We start from the raw sequence: 23,001 nt of genomic DNA, 5'->3' as shown, positions 1-23,001 counted from the left end.
AGTGCCCGCAGTTCTGCTCAGACTCGATCGGAATCCGTTCCACCACGGAACCCTCGGCGCCGTCAGATCCCTTGGGCGCACGGGTGTGGAGGTCCATGCCGTCGTCGAGGCCGGGGGAGGCCCCATGGGGCGTTCGCGCTACCTGCGTGCCGTGCACCCCGGCCCCTCGGGCGGCGTCGACCCCGAAGCGCCCGAGGCGCTGCTGGAATGCCTGACCGGGGTTTCCGCGCGGATCGGCCGCCCGGCGGTGCTCATCGCCATGGACGACCTGAGCGCCATCGCCGTGTCCCGGGTCGGGCCGATGCTGACGGACCGTTTCCGGATTCCCCATCAGCCCGACGACCTGCCCGCGCGGGTGGCGGACAAGGCCGAGCTGTCGCGGCTCTGCGCCCGGTGGGACGTACCGCACCCGGAGACCGTGATCCCGGCGAGCGGGTCCGAGGCGGCGGAGGCCGCGTGGCGGCTGGGGCTCCCGGTGATCGCCAAGTGGAGCCGGCCGTGGCTGCTGCCCGCGGGCACGGGCCTGCGCAGCACCACCCTGCTCCAGTCGGCCGCCGAGGCGCGCCGGCTGTACGAGCGCTCGGCGGAGGCGGGGAGCCGGCTGCTGCTCCAGCGGTTCCTGCCGGCCGGGCCGGACACCGACTGGTTCTTCCACGGCGCGTTCGCCCGGGGCGGGCGTCCGCTGATCACCGGGTCGGGGCGCAAGGAGCTGTCCTGGCCGGTGCGGACGGGGCTGACGGCGGTCGGGCGGTGGCTGCCGGACCCGGCCGTGGAGGAGGCGGGGCTGCGGCTCGCCGAGCGGCTCGGCTACCAGGGGATCCTGGACCTGGACTTCCGCCGGGACGAGCGGGGCGTCCTGCGCCTGGTGGACTTCAACCCGCGTCCGGGGGCGCAGTTCAGGCTCTTCACCGACGCGGGCGGCCTGGACGTGGTCCGGGCGATGTACCTGGATCTGACGGGCCAGCGGGTCCCGGAGCCGTCCGGGGGACCGGGCCGGGTCTTCGTGGCGGAGAACTACGCCCTGCTCGCGGCGGTGCGCGGCCGCTCGCTCCCGCGCCGCCCCCCGGCCCCGCCCGCCGGGGCGGGCGCCGAGCCGGGGAGGTCCGTACGGACGGCCGCGGCGGCCCCCGCGCGCCGGGCCCGGGGCCGGGAGCGGGGGCAGGTGGAGGCGGCGTGGTTCGCGGCCGACGACCCGATGCCGTTCCTGGCGATGCTCGCCGCCTTCCTGGGGCGGGGTGCGGTCAAGGGCCTGCGGGTGCTGCGCGGGGTCCCCGCGCAGGGCCGCCGGACGGCCAGGGCGGTGGTCCGCGCACCGCGCCAGCGGGGCCGGGAGCTGCCCCCGCCCGCCGCGGCCGGGGCATCGGGCGGGTCCGGCTCGCGGACGGCTCCGCCGGAGGCCCCGGCGGAGCCGGACGAGCTGGTGACGCGGTGACGCGGTGGGGGCATAAGCCGTAGGGGCATAAGACGCATAGAGGCACAAGGCGCATGGGGATGTAAGTGCGTAAGCGTGCAAGTGCGCAGGGCGGCGCGGGGCGCAGGTGGCAGGGGACGAACCATGAGGCTGGAGGGACTGCGGTGACACGGATGGACGACCTCGTGGTGGTCGGAGCGGGGCCCTACGGGCTGTCGATCGCCGCCCATGCGGCCGGTGCGGGGCTCGGGGTGCGGATCCTCGGGCGGCCCATGGCCTCCTGGCGGGACCACATGCCCGAGGGCATGTACCTCAAGTCCGAGCCGTGGTCCTCCAACCTCTCGGCTCCCGACGGGCGTTACACGCTGGCCGAGTATTGCGCGGGCCGCGGGATCGCCGCCGAACACGGAACTCCGCTGCCCGTCGGGACGTTCAGCGCGTACGGGCTCTGGTTCGCCCGGCACGCAGCACCCCCGGTGGAGGAGGCGACCGTCACCGAAGTCACCCCGCAGGGCGGGGGTTTCCTGGTCCGCACCGCCGAAGGGCCGCCGCTGCTCGCCCGGACGGTCGCGCTGGCCGTGGGCGTGATGCCGTTCGTCCGGTACCCCGAGGCGCTACGGGAACTGCCCGCGGCCCACTACTCGCACAGCAGCGGCCACCGCGACCTGACCCGCTTCGCCGGCCGCGAGGTCGCCGTGCTCGGCGCCGGGCAGGCGGCCCTGGAGACCGCGGCCCTGCTCGCGGAGAACGGCGCCCGGCCGTGCCTCGTGGCCCGGCGCTCCCGGCTGAACTGGAACACCGTCCCGCAGCCGCTGCGGCGGCCCCCGCTGCGCTCCCTGCGCGATCCGCACAGCGGCCTCGGCACCGGCTGGCGCAGCTGGGCCTGGTCGGAGCTGCCCTGGGCGGTGCGCCGGCTGCCCGCGCCCACCCGGGAGCGGATCGCGGCGACCGCGCTCGGCCCGGCCGGAGCCTGGTGGCTGCGGGAGCGCTTCGAGCGGCGGGTCCCGGTCCTGCTCGGGCACCGGTTGCAGCGGGCGGTCCCGGTGGGCGGGCGGACCCGGCTCGGGCTGTCCACCGCCGCCGGGGAGTCCGTCGTGCTGGACACCTCGCACGTGATCGCGGCGACCGGCTTCACCCCGGACCTGGCCCGGCTGGAGCTGCTCGACGCGGGGCTGCGGGCCGCGCTGGGCACCGTAGGGGCGGGCGGGACGCCGGAGCTGAGCTCCGGCTTCGAGTCCTCGTGGCCGGGACTGTTCTTCGCCGGGCTGCTGACCGCTCCCTCATTCGGCCCCTCCATGCGATTCGTGCACGGCGCCGGCTTCACGGCGGGGAGACTGGTGTCAGGAGTCCGCAAGCGTCTGGGGGCCCGGAGCCCTCTGGCGGGTTCCACCGGTGCGCCCCGGACCGACCGGGCTTCGACTGCGGGGCACAAAGCGTGAGAGCCGGTCACACGACGTGAGAGGGGTCCGCGATGAGCGATGAGCGCGCACAGGGCGGCCGGGGCTGGGTGAGGATCCCGGCCAGCCGTGCGGAGCAGCCCGGCACGACGAGGGAGGCGCCCCCGCAGCCGTACGGGCAGCCGGCGTACGCGCAGGCCCCGTACCCGCAGGCCCCGTACGCGCAGGACTCGTATCCGCAGGACCCGTACCCGCACGGCCGGCACGCGCAGCCCCAGCACGCGCAGGCCCCGTACGACCCCTCGATGATCTACCTCTCTCTCGTCAAGCGCTGGCAGGAGGCCGGACGCACCCTTCCGGGGCATCCTGACGAGGAGTGGGAGCGGCTCATTTCCCAGCCGTGCTGGCCCGGCCGTTAGGTGGTGTGAGTCTCGTGGCAGCGGCGGAGCGACGCGACAAGAGACCGGAGGGTCCCACGAGCACGGGGAGCCCCGGGAGCGCCCGGCACCCCCTATTCGGCCCCGGTGAGCGGCTCGCGCTCAACAGCATGGGCAGCTTCGAGTGGGACCTCGGCGCCGGGACCCTGGACATGGACGAGGCCGGGATGGCCGTCTTCGACCTGGGGCCGGAGGACTTCGACGGCACCCCCGACAGCCTGGGGCTGCGGATCCCGATCGGCGATTCCGCGCGGCTCCGGGACACCGTCCAGGGCGTCCTGGACGCCGGGGAGGAGGCGTACGGCCAGTACTTCACGGTGCAGCGGCGCGACGGCCGCGACCAGTGGACCCACACCCAGGGCCGGGTCCTGCGGGACGCGGAGGGCCGCCCGGTGCGCATCGTCGGCATCGTCCGGGACGCGACGGCCGAGCTCGCCCACCTCACGGTGCTGCGCAAGCTCGAGTCGGCCCGCGCCCAGCAGGCGACCATCGTCCAGCGGACCACGGAGGCCCTGTCGCGGGCGGTGACGGTCGACGACGTGACGGCCACGCTGACGGGCGCCGGCGCGCTGGAACGGCTCGGCGTCGACGGGATGGCGCTGGGGCTGGTCGAGGGCGGCCACATCAAGATCATCGCGCTGAGCGGGGAGTCCCTGGAGATCCTCAGCGAGCGCAAGTTCACCCGGCTGGACGGCACGCTGCCGCTGTCGCAGGCGGTGCTCAGCAGGAAGGCGCGCTTCGTCACCTCGCTGGCGGAGCTGGCCGAAGAATTCCCGCTGCTCTCCGACTACCTGAACCGCATCCAGTACGACGCGGCCGCCTACCTCCCGCTCATCGCGCAGGCCGAGGCCATCGGCGGACTGGTGCTCTTCTACCGCCGCCGCACCGACTTCAGCCCCGAGGAGCAGAACCTCTGCCTGGGCCTGGCGGGCATCGTCGCCCAGTCCCTCCAGCGGGCGCTCCTCTTCGACCAGGAGCGCGAGTTCGCCACCATGCTGCAGGCGGCCATGCTGCCGCGCCGGATCCCCGAGATCACCGGAGGGGAGATCGCCGTGCGCTACCACTCGGCCTGGAGCGGTCGCGAGGTCGGCGGGGACTGGTACGACGTGATCGCGCTGCCCCGCGACCGCGTCGGCATCGTCGTGGGCGACGTCCAGGGCCACGACACGCACGCCGCCGCCATCATGGGCCAGCTCCGCATCGCCCTGCGGGCCTACGCGGGCGAGGGGCATCCGCCCTCCACCGTGCTGGCGCGCGCCTCCCGCTTCCTGGCCGAGCTGGACACCGAACGGTTCGCGACCTGCATGTACGCGCAGGTGGACCTGGAGACCGGAGGCGTACGGGCGGTCCGCGCGGGCCACCTCGGACCGCTGATCCGGCACACGGACGGCCGAACGGGCTGGCCCAACGTGCGCGGCGGCCTGCCGCTCGGCCTGGCCACGGTCTTCGAGCAGGAGGAGTTCCCCGAGACCCGGCTCGACCTGGTCCCCGGGGAGACGCTGGTGCTGTGCACCGACGGGCTCGTGGAAGAGCCCGGCACCGCCATCACCCAGGGCATGGAAGCCCTCGCCCACGCGGTCCGCAGCGGCCCCCAGGAGGCCGGGGCGCTCGCCGACCACCTCTCGGACCGGCTGTGGGAGCGCTGGGGCTCCGGCGACGACGTGGCCCTGCTGGTGCTGCGCCGGGCCCCGGACCCGGGCACCCACCGGGCCCCGCGCATCCACCAGTACGTCCACCAGGCGGACCCGGAGGGGCTCTCCGAGGCCCGCTACGCCCTGCGGCAGGCCCTGCGCGACTGGGGCATGCCGGAACTCGCCGACGACGTGGAGCTGGCGGCGGGAGAGCTGCTGGTCAACGCCCTGCTGCACACCGACGGCGGAGCGGTGCTCACGATGGAGGTGCTGCCGGAGCCGGTCCGGCGGATCCGGCTGTGGGTCAAGGACCGCTCCAGCGTGTGGCCGCGGCGGCGCACCCCGGGGGAGTCGGCGACCACGGGGCGCGGGCTGCTGCTGGTGGACGCGCTGGCCACGCACTGGGGGGTGGAGTCCCGGGGCGACGGCAAGGCGGTGTGGTGCGAGTTCTCCGCGGCGGGCAGCGCGGTACGGAACGCGCCGTGAGGGCGCTCCGTGAGGGCGCTCCGCGAGGGACGGACGGTGCGGGCGCGGTACGTGACCGGTCGCTCACGTCGAGTTGTGGGGCGGTGGGGGCGGGGTGATGATGCCGCCATGGAACGGTTTCTGTGGAATCTGCCGTGCGCCGGCTGAGCAAGCGCGCGGTGACGGGCGTCCTGGCACTGCTGCTGTGCGCGGCCGGGGCGGCGACGGCGGTGGACTGGTCGACCGGGCGTCCGGACACGGACCCGGGGTGTCAGACGGTGGCCTTCATGTCGATGACGGGCGAGGCGCCCGCGTGCCGTTGACGGGCCGGTCCCGCTGACGGGACCTGTCCGGCCGCCGGCACCGGCGCTGCCGCTGCTGCGGCCGCGGCCGACGCCCGGATCCCGGTAGCGGCGGCTACCGGAGGGGCGTGCGCGCGCACCGCGGGCGGCGGCTACCGGTGGTCGATCACTCGGACCGGGCGGGCGTCCTGCGCGACCGTGTCGATCGACCGGGGGAGCAGTCCGCCGCCGAAGCGGATCTCCTGCAGCTCGGCCTTGGCCCGTGCCTCGCCGGCGTGCACGGTCGGGGTGAGACGCAGCGTGCCGTGCGCCGACCAGTCGTGCACCGCGCCGTCGCACTGGGCGTCGCCGCCGCCGATGCTGAGGCGGACGTCGTCCTGCTCGATGGTCGCCTTGATCTGAACCGCTCCCGAGGGTGACGGGGCGGTGCAGTGGTACTCACCGGAAAGGTGGAGCGTGCCGTCGGGAGCGATGTGGGCTTCCGAAGATACGTAAATGTCACTGCCGTACATGTCGCTGCCGTAGGGCGCGGCATTCGCCGGGGCGGTGAATACCGCCGCGGCGCCCAGTGCGGCGAGTGCGGCCAAGGCCATGCGGGGGCCGGTCGTGGCCATCGTCAGTTCCTCCTGTTGGACGAGGGTGCAAGGGGTTGCGGAATTCCGCCGGAACGCATTGTGCTGGCATATGGAGGTCAATGCGTTCCGCGGGATCGTGTCGGTGTGTGCAATTGCCCGCTCGGGCGCGTGAGACTGACCGGAATACACCCCCGAAGATCCCCGAAGGGATCCCGCATGCGTCAGTCCGCTCTTGCCACGGCCGCCCTCCTCCCGCTCCTGCTGTTCGGCGCCACGGCCTGCTCCGGTGCCCCCGAAGGGGCCGCGCTCGCCCCGGCCGCGGTGCCCGCCGTGCCCGTGGACGACGGTGTGCCGGGTGTCGGCGACGATCCCTCGGCGGAGCGGGACGGGGTGGCGCGGGCCGCCTCGAAGGACGCCCGTGTGGGTGACTCCGTACGGGTCAGGGGCAAGGAGGTGGGCCGTCACCTCCAGGTGGTGCTGGCTGCCTACGTCGATCCGGCGGTGAGCGTCGAGAAGAACTTCGCCCCGGCTGCGGGCAAGCGCTGGGTGGCCGCCTCGATGTCGTTCGTCAACGTGGGCGGGGCCTCGTACGGGGCTCTCGGGCGCATGTGGGCGCTCGACGGCGCGGGGCAGCGCCACCCGGTGGTGCCCACCGGGGAGCTCACCACGGGCAAACCGCTCGTCTTCGATTCCCTCGCGGTCGGTGAGCGGGCCGAAGGATGGGTGGTGTTCGAAATTCCGGAAAACGCGCGCGTGGTGCGGCTCCAATACCAGGACGCGAACATGCTGGCGAATTCCGGAGGTGGTTTCTGGACGGTCTAGCCCGCCCGGGTGAAACGGCGTCAAAGGGGCGGGTCGTCGACCACTAAGGTGCGGCGCATGACTTCTACCCAGGCCGAACTCGACCGCTCCAAGCTCGGCACCCTTTCGGTGCTCGCGTGGATCGGCGACCCCGACGAGGCCCACGACATTCCCTATCTCCTCGCCTACATCCTCGGGGACGGTCCCGACGGTCCCGAGGCGAGCGAGGCGGCCGCCCGCGGGCTGCTGGAGGAGATCGGCCTGCCCATCGGCGACGTGGTGATGGACGGCGTCCGCAACCCGGCTTCCTTCCCGGTGCAGATCCTCCTGGAGGGCAACCAGATCGCGCTGACCCTGCCGGGCATGAACGCGAAGTGCATCGCCCCGCCGGAGTGGGTCAAGGCGGCGGACGACAGCGGTCAGGCGTACTTCCTCTTCGCCACCCGCGCCTGGCCCGAGGCGGTTCCCGGCCGGGCGGTCGACGCCGAGACGCTGCAGGCGTTCGCGGGCGACACCGAGGTGCTCAACCACAGCGCCCACGCCGTCCTCGCGGTGCGGCGACTGCAGCGCTAGCGCTTGCCGCAGGCACCCCCTCGCGCGACGCACGCCGCGCGTCGGTCCCCGCTCCGGCCGCCGGGCCCCCAGCCTGCCCGGTGGCCGGTCCGTGTTTCGGGCCGGTCTTCGTGGCCGGCCCCGCTCCGGCCGTCCCGCTCCGGCCGTCCGGCCTACGGCTGTTCGAAGGCGAAGCGCAGCGAGCGGACCCGGTTGTCGAAGCTGGACCCGGCCAGGTCGGGCAGGCCGACCGCGCGCAGGCCGACCGGGCGGGTCAGCAGCTCGCGGAAGAGCGCCTTCATCTCCACCCGCGCCAGGTGCGCGCCGAGGCAGAAGTGCGGTCCGCCGCCGCCGAACCCCAGGTGGGGGTTGGGGGAGCGGGTGATGTCGAAGGCGTCCGGATCGGGGAAGACGGCCTCGTCGCGGTTGGCGGAGGCGTAGTACAGCACCACCTTGTCGCCGGGGGTGAACGCGTGCCCGCCCAGGGTGTGTTCGGCGACGACCGTCCGGCGGAACTGGATGATCGGCGTGGAGTGGCGGATCATCTCGTCCACCGCGCCGTCCGCGTGTGCCTCGAAGTCCGCCAGCAGCAGGTCGCGTTGGTCCGGATGGTCGGTGAGCAGGGTCAGGCCGTGGGTGATGGCATTACGGGTGGTCTCCACCCCTGCAACCATCAACAGGGAGAAGAACGCGCCGAGTTGTCGGGCGCCGAGTGCCTCGCCGTCCACGTTCGCGCAGACCAGGGCCGAGATCAGGTCGTCGGTCGGGTTCTCGCGCCGCTCCCGCCCGATCCCCGCCACCATCCGCTGCATCCGGGCCAGGGCCCGCAGCCCGCGCCCGGGCACCCGCAGCCGGGCCGCCAGGCCCCGCTCGACGCCGATGTTCTCGGAGGCGTGGTTGACGCGGTCGGCGATCTCGGCGCGGTAGCGCTCCGGGATGCCCATCATGTTGCAGATGACCTCCAGGGGCAGCTTCGAGGCCACCGCCTCGACGAACTCGTCCGGCCGCCGGTCCAGTACGTCGTCCACGATGCGTGCCGCCACCGCGTGGATGTCCTCCTCGGCGGCCGCCAGCAGCCGGGGGGTGAAGGCCCGCTGCACGATCTTGCGCAGCTGGGCGTGCTCGGCGCCGTCCAGGTTGACCATCGAGTCCCCGAACAGCGCCCGCACCCACCGGGCCGGCTCGGGCGTCGTCACCCCGGGCGCGCTGGCGAACACCTTGGGCAGCCGGCTCGCCTCCTGCACGTCCGCGTGCCGTACGAGGGCCCAGTGCCCGCCGCTGCCTTCGGGGACGAACACGGGGGAGTCCAGGGCCCGGAGGCGGGCGAAGGCGGCCAGTCGGTGGGCGGGGGGCGCCTGCCAGAAGGCCGGCTCGGCCAATTCCCTGCCGGGGGCTGGGCCAGGGGCTTGGCCGGGGTCTAGGCCGGGGCGTTGTGCGGGGAGTTCCATGGCCTGGAAACGGTGCCGGGGGCGCGGGGGTGACGGTTCGGCGCGGCGCCGTTGCCGGGGGCTCCGCCCCCGGACCCCCGCGCCTCAAACGCCGGCGGGGCTGAAATTGCCCTGCGGGCAATCCAGCCCGCACTTGGTGGAATGGCGTCAGCCCAATCCAGCCTCGCCGGCGTCGCACGGCGCCGCACGGCGTCAACGGTCGGCGCGCGTCGCCAGGGTCAGGCCGACCGCCACCGTCGCCGCCGCGACCAGGCCCGCGTAGAGGACGGCGTACGTGCCCGTCCACGAGCAGGCCAGTACCGCGAGGGCGGAGACGGGCAGGGTCAGCTGCTGGGCCGGGCCCCGCTTGAAGTGGCGGGAGTGCAGCAGCCAGACCATCAGCAGGAAGAGCGCGGCCGGGACGGTGACGGCCGCGTTCGCGGCGAGCTGCGAGACGTGTGCCTTGCCGACCGCGTGCTCGACCGCGACCTCGATGCCCGCGCCGATCGCCGCGCCCGAGGCGAAGATCAGCAGGTGTCCGTACCCCCACGGGATCGCCTCCCGGTTGGAGGTCAGGTGCTCGTGCATCGGCACCGCGAAGTAGATCCACCAGGCGGCGAAGACGATGAGCAGCCCGCCGGCCGCGATGGGCAGCAGTTCGCCCAGGGCCTCGTGCTCGTCGAGCGCCGACTTCACGGCCACCGTGCTCGCCGCGATCGTCTCGCCGAGCACGATGATCGTGAACAGGCCGTAGCGCTCCACGATGTGGTGGGGGTGCCACGGCGTCTGGTGGCCGCGCTCCGCCACCACCGGAACCAGCAGCTCGGCGGCGACCAGGATCAGGAACAGCCAGCGCTTGGACCCGTCCGGGGCGAACAGCAGCGCCACCCAGCCGGCCTGGCACAGGACCAGCCCGGCCGCGTACTTCAGGGCTGCCGTGCGGGCCTCGCCGCTCTCGCCGGAGGCGGCGCGCAGCCACTGGGCGGTGAGCGCGACGCGCATGATCAGGTAGCCGATGACGGCCACCGTCCAGTCGTTCTCGTCGAACGCCCGGCTCACCCCCGCGGCGTAGACGAGCACGCCGCAGATCTGGACGAGCGTCGCGATCCGGTACGGCACGTCGTCGCAGTCGTAGGCGGAGGCGAACCACGTGAAGTTCATCCACGCCCACCACACGCCGAAGAAGACGAAGGAGTAGCTGATCACGCCGGTGCCGGGATGGCCCTCGGCCAGCGCGTGTACGAGGGCCGCGCCCGCCTGCGCGATGGCGACGACGAAGCACAGGTCGAAGAAGAGCTCCAGCGGGGTGGAGGGGCGGTGACCCTCGTCCCGGCTGCGGGCGGTCATGGGTACGTAAGCCAGAGGCATGCCGTCCAGGACAGCAGCCCTACGGGGTTCAGCAGGCGAGGCGCGCGGCCCTCAGGGCCCGTGTGCCCCGGGCGGACTCGTACCGGCCCAGGACGAGCCGGGCGAGACGGGGGTGGTCGGCCAGCGGCTCCGAGACCGTCCAGGCGGCCGAGGCGTTCAGGGTGCGCGTGAAGCGGCCCGGGGCCAGCAGGTGCGCCGCCACCGCGATCCGGCGGTACCCGGCCTCCTCGAAGGCGGCCAGTGCTTCGGGGACGGTCGGCCCGGCGGAGGTGAGGTAGGCGGGGAGCGTGGGGACGGGGGCGGCGCCGTCGTCGTCGTGGTCCAGCAGGGCGGCCAGCTGGGCCGCGCAGGCCTCCGTACCGGCGTTGCCGCCGGGGCGGGAGGAGCCGGCTCCGGCCACCACCACCGCGTCGGCCCGGGTGTACGGGCCGCGGCGCCGCTCGGCCTCGCGCAGGCGGCCGTGCAGGGCGCGGGCGACGTCGCGCTCGCCGCTGAGGCCCTCGGTGAGGACGCAGCCGGTGCCCTCCAGGACGGCGGGGATGTCGACGCGGCGGTGGAATCCGTCGCCGAGCAGCAGCGGGACCACCACCGCGCGCGGGTGCTCCCGTACGACCTCGGCGAGTGAGGGGCGCTGCACGTCGAGGTGCCCGACCAGCGCGTGCACCCCGCTGATGGCCTCGACGGCGGCGACGAGCCGGTCAATGGTCGCGGCGGCCTCCGGGACGGCGCTGCCGTGGACGGCGATGACGAGCATGTGGTCTGCCTCCCTGGTCCACCCCGTGGGTCCCCCTCCCACGCTAGGCGCGGTGCGGCCCCGGGGCAGCCTGGCCAAGGGCCCGTGCGGCGGGCCGGAGGTCCTGTGCGGAAAGGGTCGTTTCCCCGTCCCCAGGGGTCCTTTTCGGGCGTTCGGGGCCGTGGCGCAGATCTACCGTCGAAGAGTCGGAACGCATGCACGCGTGACGTCCTCGCCCGGCCGCCCTGGCCGCCCCGGGACCGCGCGGCACAGGGACACGGAGTGAGATCCATGGGGCAGACGCTGGTTGTCATCGGCCACGGCATGGTGGGGCACCGCCTGCTGGAGGCGCTCGCCGAGCGTGACGCGCTCGCCGACCCGACCCGCCCCGAGCGCGGCGGCTGGCAGGTCACCGTCCTCGCCGAGGAGGAGCGCCCGGCCTACGACCGCGTGCACCTGTCCGCGGCCTTCACCGGCTCCACCGGCGAGGAGCTGTCCCTGGTCGCACCGGGCTTCCTGGAGGCGCACGGCATCGACCTGCGCCTCGGCGACCCGGCGGAGCTCATCGACACCACGGCCCGTACGGTCACCGCCCGCTCCGGCGACGTGCTCCGCTACGACGCGCTCGTGCTGGCCACCGGCTCCTACCCCTTCGTGCCGCCCATCGACGGCGCCGACGCCGAGGGCTGCTTCACGTACCGCACGCTCGACGACGTCGAGGCCCTGACCGCGTACGCCGCGGACGCGGAGGTCCGTACCGGTGTCGTCATCGGCGGCGGGCTCCTCGGCCTGGAGGCGGCGGGCGCCCTGCGCACGCTCGGACTGGCCACGCACGTCGTGGAGTTCGCGCCCCGGCTGATGCCGCTGCAGGTGGACGACGGCGGCGCGGCCGCCCTGCGGGCCACCATCGAATCCATGGGCGTCGCCGTGCACACGGGCGTCGGCGCGGCCGGCGTGCAGATCCACCCCGACGGGCGGGCGCAGGCGCTCCGGCTGACCAGCGGTGAGGAGATCGGCTCCGACGTCGTGGTCTTCTCGGCCGGTGTCCGGCCGCGCGACCGCCTGGCCCGCGAGTGCGGCCTGGCCGTGGGCGACCGCGGCGGGGTCGTCGTGGACGGCCACTGCCGCACCAGCGACCCGTACGTCTACGCGATCGGCGAATGCGCGCAGACCGTCGACGGCAAGGTGTACGGGCTGGTCGCGCCCGGCTACCAGATGGCCGAGACCGTCGCCGAGGCCCTCGCGGGCGCGGGCGAGCTGACCTTCACCGGGGCCGACACCTCCACCAAGCTCAAGCTGATGGGCGCCGACGTGGCCTCCTTCGGTGACCCCTTCGCCCCCGAGGGCCGGGACGGGGCCGTCTCGGTGGTCTTCTCCGACGCCCGCGAGGGCGTCTACAAGAAGCTGCTGCTGGGCCCCGACGGCGCGCTCCTCGGCGGAATCCTGGTCGGCGACGCGGAGGCGTACGGCTCGCTGAAGCCGCACGCCGGCCGGCAGCTGCCGGCCCCGCCGGAGGCCTTCATCCTGCCGTCGGGCGAGGGCGTGACACTGCCCGGCGCGGACGCGCTGCCCGATGACGCGGTGGTGTGCAGCTGCCACAACATCACCAAGGGGCGGGTGCGCGAGGCGGTCGTCGCGGAGTCCCTCACCGACATCGGCGGCATCAAGAAGTGCACCAAGGCCGGTACGGGCTGCGGCGGCTGCATCGGCACGCTGCAGGCGGTCCTGGACGCCGAACTGGCCGCGGCGGGCATAGAGAAGCCCCGCGGACTGTGCGAGCACTTCACCCTGACCCGGGCGGAGATCTACGAGAAGATCCGCACCGAGCGCATCCGCAGCTTCAGCGAACTGCTGGAGTCCTACGGCGAGGGCGGCGAGGGCTGCGCCGTCTGCAAGCCGGTCGTCGCGAACGTCCTGGGCACCCTCGCCCCCGACCTCGGCATCGGACACATCCTCGCGGGCGAGCAGGCGGCCTTGCAGGACTCCAACGACCTCTTCCTCGCCAACCTCCAGAAGGACGGCACCTACTCGGTCATCCCGCGCGTCGCCGGCGGCGAGATCACGGCCGAACAGGTCATCGCGCTGGGCGAGGTGGCCCGGGACTACGGCCTCTACACGAAGATCACCGGAGCCCAGCGCATCGGCCTCTTCGGGGTCAAGAAGGAGCAGCTGCCCGACATCTGGCGGCGCCTGGGCGGCGCCGGATTCGAGTCCGGGCAGGCGTACGGGAAGTCCCTGCGCGCGGTGAAGTCCTGCGTGGGGGCCCGCTTCTGCCGCTTCGGGCAGGGCGACTCCATCCAGCTCGCGATCGACCTGGAGCTGCGCTACCGGGGCCTGCGCACCCCGCACAAGTTCAAGGGCGGCGTCTCGGGCTGCCTGCGCGAGTGCGCCGAGGCCCGGGGCAAGGACATCGGCGTCATCGCCACCGCCAACGGCTGGAACCTGTACGTCAGCGGCAACGGCGGCGCGACCCCGCGCCACGCCGACCTGCTGGCCTCGGACCTGGACACCGCCGAACTCTTCGCGCTGATCGACCGGTTCCTCATGTACTACATCCGCACCGGCGAGCGCCTGGAGCGGACGTCGGCCTGGCTGGAGCGGCTCGGCGGCAGCGGCGCGGGCCTGGACCACCTGAAGGCCGTCCTGATCGAGGACTCGCTCGGCGTCTGCGCGGAGCTGGAGGCGCAGATGGAGCGCCACGTGTCGGCGTACGAGGACGAGTGGTCCGCGGTCCTGGAGGACCCGGCGGCGCTGGAGCGCTTCGGGAGCGTGGACTTCGGGGCGGCCGTCGCGGGCGCCGCGCAGTCCCTGGAGCCGGGCCGCGGGCGGACCGCGGTACTGCCGGACGGCACCGAGGCCGCGGTCTTCAAGGACCGGGCGGGCGAGGTCTACGCCGTCTCCAACCGGGACCCCTTCTCGGGCGCCGACGTGATCGCCAACGGCATCATGGGCTCGCGCGACGGGGTGCCCGTCGTGGCCTCGCCGATGCACAAGCAGGTCTTCGACCTGCGGACCGGCATCTGCCTGGACGACCCCGAGGTGTCGCTGCCGCTGGTGGAGCTCGGGCTCTAAGGCTCTGCGGCCGCCCTACCAACGCACTGTGGGCGACGGGACCTTGTCCTGTCGCCCACACGACGTTCTCCCCTGATGTGAGCCGCCTCCGTAGGCGGACCCTAAGAAGGTCAGGGCTTCTCTCTTCGTTCTCCTCAACCCCTCCGACTCTCAACCCCTCCGAACCTTCAGGCCCCTTCGACCTTCAGGCCCCTTCGACCTTCAGGCCCCTTCGACCTTCAGGCCCCTTCGACCTTCAGGACATGCCATGAGTTCCGCCAAGCAGGAAGCGCGCGCGGCGACCGCCCGAGTGCAGGTGGCCGATCCGGCGCAGTACCGCCCCGGTCGCACGATCACGGAGTGGACGCCGGAGGACCCGTCCTTCTGGCAGACCACCGGCAAGAAGGTCGCCACCCGCAACCTGTGGATCGCGGTGCCGGCCCTGCTGGTGGCCTTCGTGGTCTGGCAGGTCTGGAGCATCACGGCGACCAACCTCAAGGACGTCGGCTTCGGCTTCTCGCAGTCCCAGCTGTTCTGGCTGACGGCCGTCCCCGGCATCACGGGTGGCACCGCCCGCATCCTCTACACCTTCATCGGCCCGATGATCGGCCAGCGCCGCTTCACCGCGCTCTCCACGGTGATCCTGATCGTGCCGCTGCTGTGGCTGGGCTTCGCGGTGCAGGACCCCACCACCTCGTACACCACGCTCGTCGCCATCGCCGCGCTGTGCGGCATCGGCGGCGCCAACTTCTCCTCCTCGCTGGCCAACATCGGCTTCTTCTACCCGAAGCAGGAGAAGGGCAACGCGACCGGCATCAACGGCGGCCTGGGCAACCTGGGCGTCTCCGTGGTCCAGCTGCTCACCCCGATCCTGATCACCACCTCGGTCCTGGCGATCGGCTCGGGCCAGAAGAAGGCCGACGGCTCGGAGATCTACCTCCAGAACGCCGCGTTCGTCTGGGTGCCGGTCCTGATCGTCCTCGCGGCCATCGCCTGGTTCGGCCAGAACGACCTGAAGGTGGCCTCCACCCCCTTCAGCCAGCAGAAGATCATCTTCAAGCGCAAGCACAACTGGCTGATGACCTGGCTCTACGTCGGCACCTTCGGCTCCTTCATCGGCTTCGCGGCGGCCCTCCCGCTCCTGATCAAGACGACCTTCCCGGCGTACTCCGTGGCCACCTACGCCTGGATGGGCCCGGCGCTCGGCGCGCTGGCCCGCTGGGCCGGCGGCTGGATCGCCGACAAGTTCGGCGGCGCGCGGGTGACGATCCTGTCCTTCGTGGGCATGGGCGCCTCCATCATCGGCGTGATCACCTTCCTGCCGGTGGGCTCCGACCAGGGCTCCTTCTACGGCTTCTTCTTCTGCTTCCTGTCGGCGTTCTTCTTCTCGGGCATCGGCAACGGCTCGACCTTCCGCCAGATTCCGGTCATCTTCCGCGGCCAGCACCTCGCGGGCCTGACCGAGGGCACCCCGCAGTACACGAAGGCGCTGAAGCAGGCCGAGATCGAGTCCGGTGCGGTGACCGGCTTCACCGCGGCCATCGCCGCCTACGGCTTCTTCTTCATCCCGGCGATGTTCGCCAACTTCGCCGTGACCAGCGCGATGTGGGGCTTCGTCGCCTTCTACGCCAGCTGCGTCGTCGTGGCCTGGTGGTTCTACGCCCGCAAGGGCGCGGAGGCCCCCAGCTAGGCCGTCCCCTCCGCTTGTCGGCCCGGGTGGGGTGCGGGGTGCTGCGCGAGCGGCGCCCCGCACCCCACCCGGGCTTTCCGGTGCTTCGCCCCCCGTTCCCCGCGTCTCGATCACCGGTGGGGGCTGCTATACGCTGCGGTCAGCTGGCTCATTCACGATGATCCTTAAGCCCGGGGGGGCTCTCAGCATGGTTCTGCACGTTCGTCATGCCCGCATTCGGTTCGGCCTCGCGCTGGCACCCGTTCTCTCGCTGGCGCTCGCCGCGCCGAGCGCCTTCGCGGCGCCCGCGGCAGTCACGCCCGATCCTGATCCCGCTCCGGCGATGTCCCTGGCCGCGACCGCCGCGGCGCCCACGACGCTGGGCCGGTGGGGCTCGGCCGCGGAGGTGCCCGGGTTCGCGGCGGACGTCCTGGACATGAAGTCGGCCAAGGACGGCACCATCGTGGCCCTCCTGAAGCAGCCCGACGGCGAGGGCTACCGGACCGTGGCCTCCGTACGCCCGGCCGGCAGCACGAAGTGGCTGCCCGTCACGCCGGTGTCCGGCACCGAGCTCACCACCCTCGGCGACGGCTCCGTCGCGATGCAGTGGACGGAGAAGACCGCCGACGGCACGGCCGTGGTGATCCGTTTCACCCGGGTCCTGCCCGGCGCCACGGCCTTCTCGGCGCCGGAGACCATCGCCACCGTCCCGGCGGCCACCTGGGTCACCCTCGCGGCGAACGCCTCGGGCCGGCTCGCCGCCGCGTGGGTGGGAGCCGACCGCAAGCTGACCGTCTCCGAGCGTCCGGAGGCGGGCACGGCCTGGTCCGCCCCGGCCGTGCTCGACCAGCTGCCGGAGGCCGTCCACACCGAGGAGCACGACTACGTCTACTACGCCACCGACGTCCGGCTCGCCGTCGCGAAGGACGGCGCCGCGATGGTGATCTGGGGTGGCACCTCCAAGCGCGTCGCCGAAGACGTCGGCTCTGACCCGACTGGCTGGAAGTGGTACTACAAGGCTCTGGAGCGGCCCGCCGGTTCCGACTCCTGGTCCCAGCCGGCCGATCTGCCGCAGCTCGGTGAGCAGCCGGAGGGCGTCGTGCTCGCCGAGCATCCCCAGAGCGGGTTCCACTGGTTCTCGAACGGGAAGTACGCCCACAAGCCGGCGGGCGCCACGGCCTGGAACCCGGTCGAGGCCGTGGGCGTGGGTTCGAGCCGGCGGTCCCGTCCCCAGCTGCTGGCGCTGGCGAACGGCGACATGATGGCGATCAGCCTCGGCACCAGCAGCCCCTATTACGGCGCCGTCGGCAAGCCCGCCTACGCGGTGCGGTCGGCGGCCACCGGGACGTGGACGCCTCCGCAGGAGTTCCCTTCCAGGTACGCCGTGGTCGGCGACTCTTGGGGCTCGCTGCGCGCCGTGCAGGCCGGGAACGGTGCGGTCGTGGTCACCTGGGCCCAGAACCAGCCGGGCGGCGGGGGGCCCACCGACGTGAAGACCTCCACGTACGCGGGCGGCACCTGGTCGACGCCGAAGGTCATCGGCACGGGCGTCAGCAGCTACTACCCGGGCACGGAGCTGGCCACCGACGACAAGGGCCGCCCGGTCGCGCTGTGGAACACCTACGCGAGCGCGGACGGCAAGACCACGTACCGGACCTACACCGCGACGACGGCCACGAGCCGCCCGCTGCCCACGTGGCGGGACTACGACGACAACGGCAAGCCCGAACTGCTCGCCGACTACAACCACGGTGACGTGCCCACATGGGACGCCCTCAGGAGCTTCTCCGTCGGCGCCACCGATCTGGTCGAGGGCCGGCGGGTGGACTGGGCCCAGCAACCGAAGGTGCAGGCCGCGCAGTTCCTGCCGTTCGGTGACCTGGACGGGGACCGCTGCAACGACGTGCTCGTGCGGCTCGTCACCGGTGAGGTGCGGATGTACACCCCGGTCTGCGGCGGGCTGCCCTCGGAGGGATCCGCGTACAAGAAGGTCTCCTCGGACTGGAAGCTGTACGACAGCGTCGTCTCGACCGGGGACCTGACCGGCGACGGCAAGGCCGACCTGCTGGCCCGGTCCTCCGCGAGCGGGTACCTGTACCTGTACGCGAACAACGGGCAGGGCGGTTTCGCCGCCCGCGTCAAGGTCGGCACGGGCTGGAACATCTACAAGAAGATGATCAGCACGGGCGACCTCAACGGCGACGGCAAGGCCGACATGCTCGCCCTCGACGCCTCGGGCGAGCTCTGGCGCTACGACGGCACCGGGATCGGCACCGGCCCCAGTGTCTTCAAGCCGCGCGCGCTGGTCTTCAAGGACTGGGGCGGCAGCTACACGGCGGTCGTCGGTGCGGGCGACCTGACCGGCGACGGCAAGACCGACCTCATCTCCCGCGACACGAAGGGCCTCGCCTGGCTCAACGCAGGCAACGGCACCGGAAGCTTCGCCAGCCGCAAGCAGCTCGGCCCCACCGCCCCGGCCCTGAAGTATTACCGCCCCTTCTGACGGCGCCCTTCCGCCTCCGCGCCCGCCGCCCGGTCCCTGACCAGGCGGCGGGCGCCATCTTTCCAGAATCTTGTGAAAGTTTTCACAAGCGCACGATGGACCTTTGACCTGCCCAAAGTGCCAGGTCAGCCGGGATGGGAGACCCTGAGGGCTGGGGATCAGGGGACTTTCGGGCCCCAGCTCAGGACCAACGCGGCGCCAAATGATCGATCAAAAGGCGTGCAATGGATGCAAGCAATGAGGCGATCGGAAGGTGCGGGCGATGACTGCCACCCCTGCGGAAACCACGAAGAACGGCGAAGCCTGGAACGGCTTCAAGGGCGGCCTGTGGCGCGACGCCGTCGACGTCCGCGACTTCATCCAGCAGAACTACACGCCGTACGAGGGTGACGACACCTTCCTCGCCGGTCCCACCGAGCGCACCACCGCCGTGTGGAAGGCGATCACGGACAAGTTCCCGGAGGAGCGCGAGAAGGGCGTCTACGACGTCTCGTACGACATTCCGTCGTCGATCACCGCGCACGCCCCCGGCTACATCGACCGCGACAAGGACCTGATCGTCGGCCTCCAGACGGACGCCCCGCTCAAGCGCGCGATCATGCCCTACGGCGGCTGGCGCATGGTCGCCGGCGCGCTGGAGACCTACGGCTACCCGGTCTCCGACGACCTGGAGAAGGTCTTCACGGAGTACCGCAAGACCCACAACGCCGGTGTCTTCGACGCGTACACCCCCGACATCCGCGCCGCCCGCAAGGCCGGCATCGTGACCGGCCTGCCGGACGCGTACGGCCGCGGCCGCATCATCGGCGACTACCGCCGCGTGTCCCTCTACGGTGTCGACCGCCTCATCGCCGTCAAGAAGGAGGAGAAGGAGGAGATCAACTCCCTCCCCGCGGGCAACCGCTCGCTGGAGGAGACGATCCGCCTGCGCGAGGAGCTCTCCGAGCAGATCCGCGCCCTCGCCGAGCTCAAGGCGATGGCCGCCTCCTACGGGTACGACATCTCCGGCCCGGCCACCACCGGCCGCGAGGCCATCCAGTGGCTGTACTTCGCGTACCTGGCCGCCGTGAAGGAGCAGAACGGCGCGGCCATGTCGCTCGGCCGCACCTCCACCTTCATCGACGTCTACCTCCAGCGCGACATCGAGGCCGGCATCCTCACCGAGGAGCAGGCCCAGGAGCTGGTCGACGACTTCATCATCAAGCTCCGCATCGTCCGCTTCCTGCGCACCCCGGAGTACGACGAGCTCTTCTCCGGCGACCCCACCTGGGTCACCGAGTCGATCGCCGGCATGGGCGAGGACGGCCGTCCGCTGGTCACCAAGACCTCGTTCCGCTACCTCCACACCCTCTACAACCTCGGCCCGGCCCCCGAGCCGAACATGACCGTCTTCTGGTCGCCCCAGCTGCCGCAGGGCTTCAAGGAGTTCTGCGCCCGGGTCTCGATCGACACCTCCTCGGTGCAGTACGAGTCCGACGAGCTGATGCGCCCGCGCTTCGGCGACGACACCGCCATCGCCTGCTGCGTCTCGGCCATGCCGGTCGGCAAGCAGATGCAGTTCTTCGGCGCCCGCGTGAACCTCGCCAAGACCCTGCTCTACGCGATCAACGGCGGCCGCGACGAGAAGTCCGGCGCCCAGGTCGGCCCGTCCACCGGCGCCCTCACCTCCGAGGTGCTGGACTACGACCAGGTCATGGCCAAGTTCGACGAGCAGATGGAATGGCTCGCCGACACCTACGTCCACGCCCTGAACGTCATCCACTACATGCACGACAAGTACGCCTACGAGCGCATCGAGATGGCGCTCCACGACCGCGACGTGCGCCGCACCATGGCCTGCGGCATCGCCGGCCTCTCGGTCGCCGCCGACTCGCTGGCCGCCATCAAGTACGCCAAGGTCACCGCCGTGCGCGACGAGACCGGCCTCGCCACCGACTACACCATCGAGGGCGAGTACCCGGCCTACGGCAACAACGACGACCGTGTCGACTCGATCGCCGTGTGGCTGGTCGAGGAGTTCATGAAGAAGATCCGCAAGCACCCGACGTACCGCGAGGCCGAGCACACCCAGTCGGTGCTGACCATCACCTCGAACGTGGTCTACGGCAAGAAGACCGGCAACACGCCGGACGGACGCCGCGCCGGCGAGCCCTTCTCCCCGGGTGCCAACCCGATGAACGGCCGCGACACCCACGGCTACGTCACCTCGGCGCTGTCGGTCGCGAAGCTCCCGTACGGGGACGCCGAGGACGGCATCTCGCTGACCAACACCGTCACCCCCGACGGCCTGGGCCGCACCCCCGAGGAGCGGATCAAGAACCTGGCGGGCGTCCTCGACGGCTACATGGCGGTCGACGGCTTCCACATGAACGTGAACGTGCTCAACCGCGACACGCTCATGGACGCCATGGAGCACCCGGAGAACTACCCGCAGCTCACCATCCGCGTCAGCGGATACGCGGTGAACTTCGTCCGCCTCACGCGCGCTCAGCAGCTCGACGTGCTGAACCGCACCTTCCACGGCTCTCTCTGATCCTTCGAGAGACCCACGAGCACGCGCGGCCCGGGGCCGGCCCTCGCCCGGCCCCGGGACCGCGCGTCACCAGATCAGTCCACGGAATCTGGAAGCTGGAGCACCTGCCATGACCGTCCTCTTCGGTACGAGCCTCCCCGTCGGCCACGCCAACGCGATCAGCGTGAGCGCCGGCCAGACTCCCGCCGCCGCCGCGACACAGCGGCCGAGCGAGGGCACGGTGCACTCCTGGGACCTGTCCACCGGGGTCGACGGCCCCGGGACCCGGTTCGTGACCTTCCTGTCCGGCTGCCCGCTGACCTGCCTGTACTGCCACAACCCCGACACCATGCGGATGCGCAACGGCAAGCGCACCTCGGCCGACGACGTCATCGCCGAGGCCCGCAAGTACACCAAGTTCATCTCCGCCTCCGGGGGCGGCGCCACCATCTCGGGCGGCGAGCCGCTGCTCCAGCCCGTCTTCGCCGGCGAACTGCTGCACCGGATGAAGAACGACCTCGGACTGCACACCGCCCTGGACACCTCCGGCTTCCTCGGGGCCCGCGCCACCGACGCGCTGCTGCGCGATGTGGACCTGGTGCTCCTCGACATCAAGTCCTGGGACCGCGAGACGTACAAGAAGGTGACCAGCCGCCCGCTGGAGCCGACCCTGGACTTCGCCCGCCGCCTCGCCGACCTCGGCAAGGAGGTGCACCTGCGGTTCGTGCTGGTGCCGGGACTGACCGACGCCACGGAGAACATCGAGGGCGTCGCCGCCTTCGCCGCCACCCTCGGCAACGTCTCGCGGGTCGACGTACTGCCCTTCCACAAGCTCGGCGAGAGCAAGTGGGAGGCGCTCGACATGAAGTTCACCCTCCACGACACGCCGTCGCCGACCGCCGCACAGGTCGCCGAGGCAAAGGCGATCTTCGCCGCGCAGGGACTGAACGCGGTCTGAGCTCCGGGGCCGGCCTCGGAGCTCCCTCCCGAGCCACCACTCGAACGGCGCACCCGTAAGCTCCACATAACGGGCCGAATCGGTACAGACCACCTAGCGTGGTGCTGTGTCCGAGCCCTCAGATGTCATCGACGCCGCGCCGCCCCCACCGGCGCCCGAGACCCCGCCGCCGGCCGGGCGGTCCGTCACCGCACGGGCCACCCTGGCCGGCACCGTCGTCTCGCTCCTGCTCATCATCGCGATCGTGCTCGGCAGCCGACTGCTGCGGGACTTCGACTCGGCCCTGCTGCCCTACGCCGTGGCCACCGTCTTCCTGGCCTTCGGCGTGGCCTACCGGTACACCGTGTGGGTCTCGGCCCCCGGCGCGCGGCGCCTCTTCAAGAAGGGCATCGGCAGCTTCTGGTCGGTGGACAACTTCCGCAAGGCGCCCACCGCCCTGCCGAAGATGATCGCCACCTACCTCGGCTTCCAGAAGTTCCTCGGCGCCCGCTCGCGCCCCCGCTGGATCGCCCACCAGCTGATGTTCTGGGGCTGCCTCCTCGCCGCGGCGATCACCTTCCCGCTGACCTGGGGCTGGTTCACCTTCACCTCGGACAGCGGCGCGGGCCCCGGCTACGACATGCGGGTCTGGGGCATCAAGGTCCTCGGCTTCGACGCCCTCAGCGTCCTGGGCTGGCTGATGTTCCACGGCCTGGACATCGCCGCCGTCCTCGTCATCCCCGGCGCCTCGTACTTCCTGTACCGGCGGATGAAGGACCGCGGGGCCATGACCGGCCAGCGCTTCGCCTACGACCTGCTGCCGCTGATCTGCCTGATCGTCATCTCCGTGACCGGTCTGCTGCTGACCTTCTCCTCGATCTTCCTGCACGGCGGCGGATACGAGTTCCTCGCGATCCTGCACATGGTGTCGGTGGTGTTCACCCTCATCTACATCCCGTTCGGGAAGTTCTTCCACATCGTCCAGCGCCCGGCCGCCGTCGGCATGCAGCTCTTCAAGTACACGGCCCGCCAGGACGAGCAGGTCTTCCTCTGCAAGCGCTGCGAGGAGCCCATCGACACCACGCCCTACGTGGAGAACCTGCGCGGCACGATGAAGGACCTGAAGCTCGACTTCGACGCCTTCGTTGAATACTGCCCGCGCTGCAAAAGGTTGCTGCGCGGCAGCGTCTACCTGGCCCATGTCAAGAAGGGCTTCAATTGAAACCTCCC

The 23,001-nt window shown here is 72.0% G+C and carries 17 protein-coding genes; 13 read left to right on the top strand and 4 right to left on the bottom strand.

The genetic code is table 11. The features are described from left to right. The first annotated feature begins 124 nt into the window (after positions 1–124). From ACODT5_RS33970 to ACODT5_RS33950, 5 genes are all read left to right on the top strand, one after another. Positions 125–1,432: a carboxylate--amine ligase gene (locus ACODT5_RS33970; protein ID WP_422522919.1), complete on the top strand. Its 1,308-nt coding sequence runs from the start codon at positions 125–127 to the stop codon at positions 1,430–1,432. A 152-nt stretch (positions 1,433–1,584) separates the two neighbouring features. Next, positions 1,585–2,850 (top strand): NAD(P)-binding domain-containing protein, encoded by a 1,266-nt coding sequence (locus tag ACODT5_RS33965; protein ID WP_422525124.1) that lies wholly within the window; start codon positions 1,585–1,587, stop codon positions 2,848–2,850. 32 nt (positions 2,851–2,882) lie between these two features. Beyond that, positions 2,883–3,227 (top strand): hypothetical protein, encoded by a 345-nt coding sequence (locus ACODT5_RS33960; protein ID WP_422522918.1) that lies wholly within the window; start codon positions 2,883–2,885, stop codon positions 3,225–3,227. Beyond that, on the top strand, positions 3,209–5,362 hold the full coding sequence (locus ACODT5_RS33955; RefSeq protein WP_422522917.1) for a SpoIIE family protein phosphatase: 2,154 nt from the start codon (positions 3,209–3,211) through the stop codon (positions 5,360–5,362). The genes ACODT5_RS33960 and ACODT5_RS33955 overlap by 19 nt, the downstream gene beginning before the upstream one ends. Before the next feature lie 122 nt (positions 5,363–5,484). After that, positions 5,485–5,664 carry a hypothetical protein gene (locus tag ACODT5_RS33950; protein ID WP_422522916.1) on the top strand — a complete coding sequence of 60 codons (180 nt, stop codon included), beginning with the start codon at positions 5,485–5,487 and terminating at the stop codon, positions 5,662–5,664. A 131-nt stretch (positions 5,665–5,795) separates the two neighbouring features. On the opposite strand, the gene ACODT5_RS33945 is transcribed toward ACODT5_RS33950, so the two are convergent. Next, positions 5,796–6,257, bottom strand: coding sequence for a DUF6299 family protein (locus ACODT5_RS33945; RefSeq protein WP_422522915.1), 462 nt, complete (start codon positions 6,255–6,257; stop codon positions 5,796–5,798). Between the two features lie 177 nt (positions 6,258–6,434). Between ACODT5_RS33945 and ACODT5_RS33940 the strand changes: the two genes are divergently transcribed. Then, entirely contained in the window at positions 6,435–7,040 is a 606-nt protein-coding gene (locus tag ACODT5_RS33940; protein ID WP_422522914.1) for a DUF4352 domain-containing protein, read from the top strand. Between the two features lie 57 nt (positions 7,041–7,097). Continuing rightward, on the top strand, positions 7,098–7,592 hold the full coding sequence (locus tag ACODT5_RS33935) for a DUF5949 family protein (RefSeq protein WP_422522913.1): 495 nt from the start codon (positions 7,098–7,100) through the stop codon (positions 7,590–7,592). A 152-nt stretch (positions 7,593–7,744) separates the two neighbouring features. Here the strand turns inward: ACODT5_RS33935 and ACODT5_RS33930 are convergent, their stop codons facing one another. The 3 genes from ACODT5_RS33930 to ACODT5_RS33920 all read right to left on the bottom strand — a co-directional run bounded on the left by ACODT5_RS33930 (position 7,745) and on the right by ACODT5_RS33920 (position 11,120). Further along, positions 7,745–9,019: a cytochrome P450 gene (locus ACODT5_RS33930; protein WP_422522912.1), complete on the bottom strand. Its 1,275-nt coding sequence runs from the start codon at positions 9,017–9,019 to the stop codon at positions 7,745–7,747. A 192-nt stretch (positions 9,020–9,211) separates the two neighbouring features. After that, positions 9,212–10,366 (bottom strand): low temperature requirement protein A, encoded by a 1,155-nt coding sequence (locus tag ACODT5_RS33925; protein ID WP_422522911.1) that lies wholly within the window; start codon positions 10,364–10,366, stop codon positions 9,212–9,214. A gap of 28 nt (positions 10,367–10,394) precedes the next feature. Next, positions 10,395–11,120, bottom strand: coding sequence for a sirohydrochlorin chelatase (locus ACODT5_RS33920; protein ID WP_422522910.1), 726 nt, complete (start codon positions 11,118–11,120; stop codon positions 10,395–10,397). Between the two features lie 270 nt (positions 11,121–11,390). Between ACODT5_RS33920 and nirB the strand changes: the two genes are divergently transcribed. The 6 genes from nirB (at position 11,391) to ACODT5_RS33890 (ending at position 22,993) form a co-directional block, all read left to right on the top strand. Continuing rightward, complete coding sequence (gene nirB / locus ACODT5_RS33915) at positions 11,391–14,171, top strand: nitrite reductase large subunit NirB (RefSeq protein WP_422522909.1); 2,781 nt, start codon at positions 11,391–11,393, stop codon at positions 14,169–14,171. A 247-nt stretch (positions 14,172–14,418) separates the two neighbouring features. Next, entirely contained in the window at positions 14,419–15,840 is a 1,422-nt protein-coding gene (locus ACODT5_RS33910; protein ID WP_422522908.1) for an MFS transporter, read from the top strand. Between the two features lie 187 nt (positions 15,841–16,027). Then, positions 16,028–18,322, top strand: coding sequence for an FG-GAP repeat domain-containing protein (locus ACODT5_RS33905; protein ID WP_422522907.1), 2,295 nt, complete (start codon positions 16,028–16,030; stop codon positions 18,320–18,322). A 262-nt stretch (positions 18,323–18,584) separates the two neighbouring features. Beyond that, entirely contained in the window at positions 18,585–20,855 is a 2,271-nt protein-coding gene (gene pflB / locus ACODT5_RS33900; RefSeq protein WP_422522906.1) for a formate C-acetyltransferase, read from the top strand. 109 nt (positions 20,856–20,964) lie between these two features. After that, positions 20,965–21,792: a pyruvate formate-lyase-activating protein gene (pflA, locus tag ACODT5_RS33895; RefSeq protein ID WP_422522905.1), complete on the top strand. Its 828-nt coding sequence runs from the start codon at positions 20,965–20,967 to the stop codon at positions 21,790–21,792. 106 nt (positions 21,793–21,898) lie between these two features. After that, entirely contained in the window at positions 21,899–22,993 is a 1,095-nt protein-coding gene (locus ACODT5_RS33890; protein WP_422522904.1) for an MFS transporter, read from the top strand. Positions 22,994–23,001 lie beyond the last annotated feature (8 nt).

The organism is Streptomyces tatrensis, from assembly GCF_049310065.1.
GTDB lineage: Bacteria > Actinomycetota > Actinomycetes > Streptomycetales > Streptomycetaceae > Streptomyces.
The sequence above is the reverse complement of the archived record's forward strand: the minus strand, read 5'-3'. Positions and strand labels throughout refer to the sequence as shown.

What these genes read in the sequence shown, in the direction of transcription:
- ACODT5_RS33925 (WP_422522911.1), bottom strand. Translation starts at nt 10,366, where the DNA reads ATGCCTCTGGCTTACGTACCCATGACCGCCCGCAGCCGGGACGAGGGT.
- ACODT5_RS33945 (WP_422522915.1), bottom strand. Translation starts at nt 6,257, where the DNA reads ATGGCCACGACCGGCCCCCGCATGGCCTTGGCCGCACTCGCCGCACTG.
- nirB (WP_422522909.1), top strand. Translation starts at nt 11,391, where the DNA reads ATGGGGCAGACGCTGGTTGTCATCGGCCACGGCATGGTGGGGCACCGC.
- ACODT5_RS33910 (WP_422522908.1), top strand. Translation starts at nt 14,419, where the DNA reads ATGAGTTCCGCCAAGCAGGAAGCGCGCGCGGCGACCGCCCGAGTGCAG.
- ACODT5_RS33935 (WP_422522913.1), top strand. Translation starts at nt 7,098, where the DNA reads ATGACTTCTACCCAGGCCGAACTCGACCGCTCCAAGCTCGGCACCCTT.
- ACODT5_RS33965 (WP_422525124.1), top strand. Translation starts at nt 1,585, where the DNA reads ATGGACGACCTCGTGGTGGTCGGAGCGGGGCCCTACGGGCTGTCGATC.
- ACODT5_RS33970 (WP_422522919.1), top strand. Translation starts at nt 125, where the DNA reads ATGGGGCGTTCGCGCTACCTGCGTGCCGTGCACCCCGGCCCCTCGGGC.
- ACODT5_RS33905 (WP_422522907.1), top strand. Translation starts at nt 16,028, where the DNA reads ATGGTTCTGCACGTTCGTCATGCCCGCATTCGGTTCGGCCTCGCGCTG.
- pflB (WP_422522906.1), top strand. Translation starts at nt 18,585, where the DNA reads ATGACTGCCACCCCTGCGGAAACCACGAAGAACGGCGAAGCCTGGAAC.
- ACODT5_RS33930 (WP_422522912.1), bottom strand. Translation starts at nt 9,019, where the DNA reads ATGGAACTCCCCGCACAACGCCCCGGCCTAGACCCCGGCCAAGCCCCT.
- ACODT5_RS33920 (WP_422522910.1), bottom strand. Translation starts at nt 11,120, where the DNA reads ATGCTCGTCATCGCCGTCCACGGCAGCGCCGTCCCGGAGGCCGCCGCG.
- ACODT5_RS33940 (WP_422522914.1), top strand. Translation starts at nt 6,435, where the DNA reads ATGCGTCAGTCCGCTCTTGCCACGGCCGCCCTCCTCCCGCTCCTGCTG.
- ACODT5_RS33960 (WP_422522918.1), top strand. Translation starts at nt 2,883, where the DNA reads ATGAGCGATGAGCGCGCACAGGGCGGCCGGGGCTGGGTGAGGATCCCG.
- pflA (WP_422522905.1), top strand. Translation starts at nt 20,965, where the DNA reads ATGACCGTCCTCTTCGGTACGAGCCTCCCCGTCGGCCACGCCAACGCG.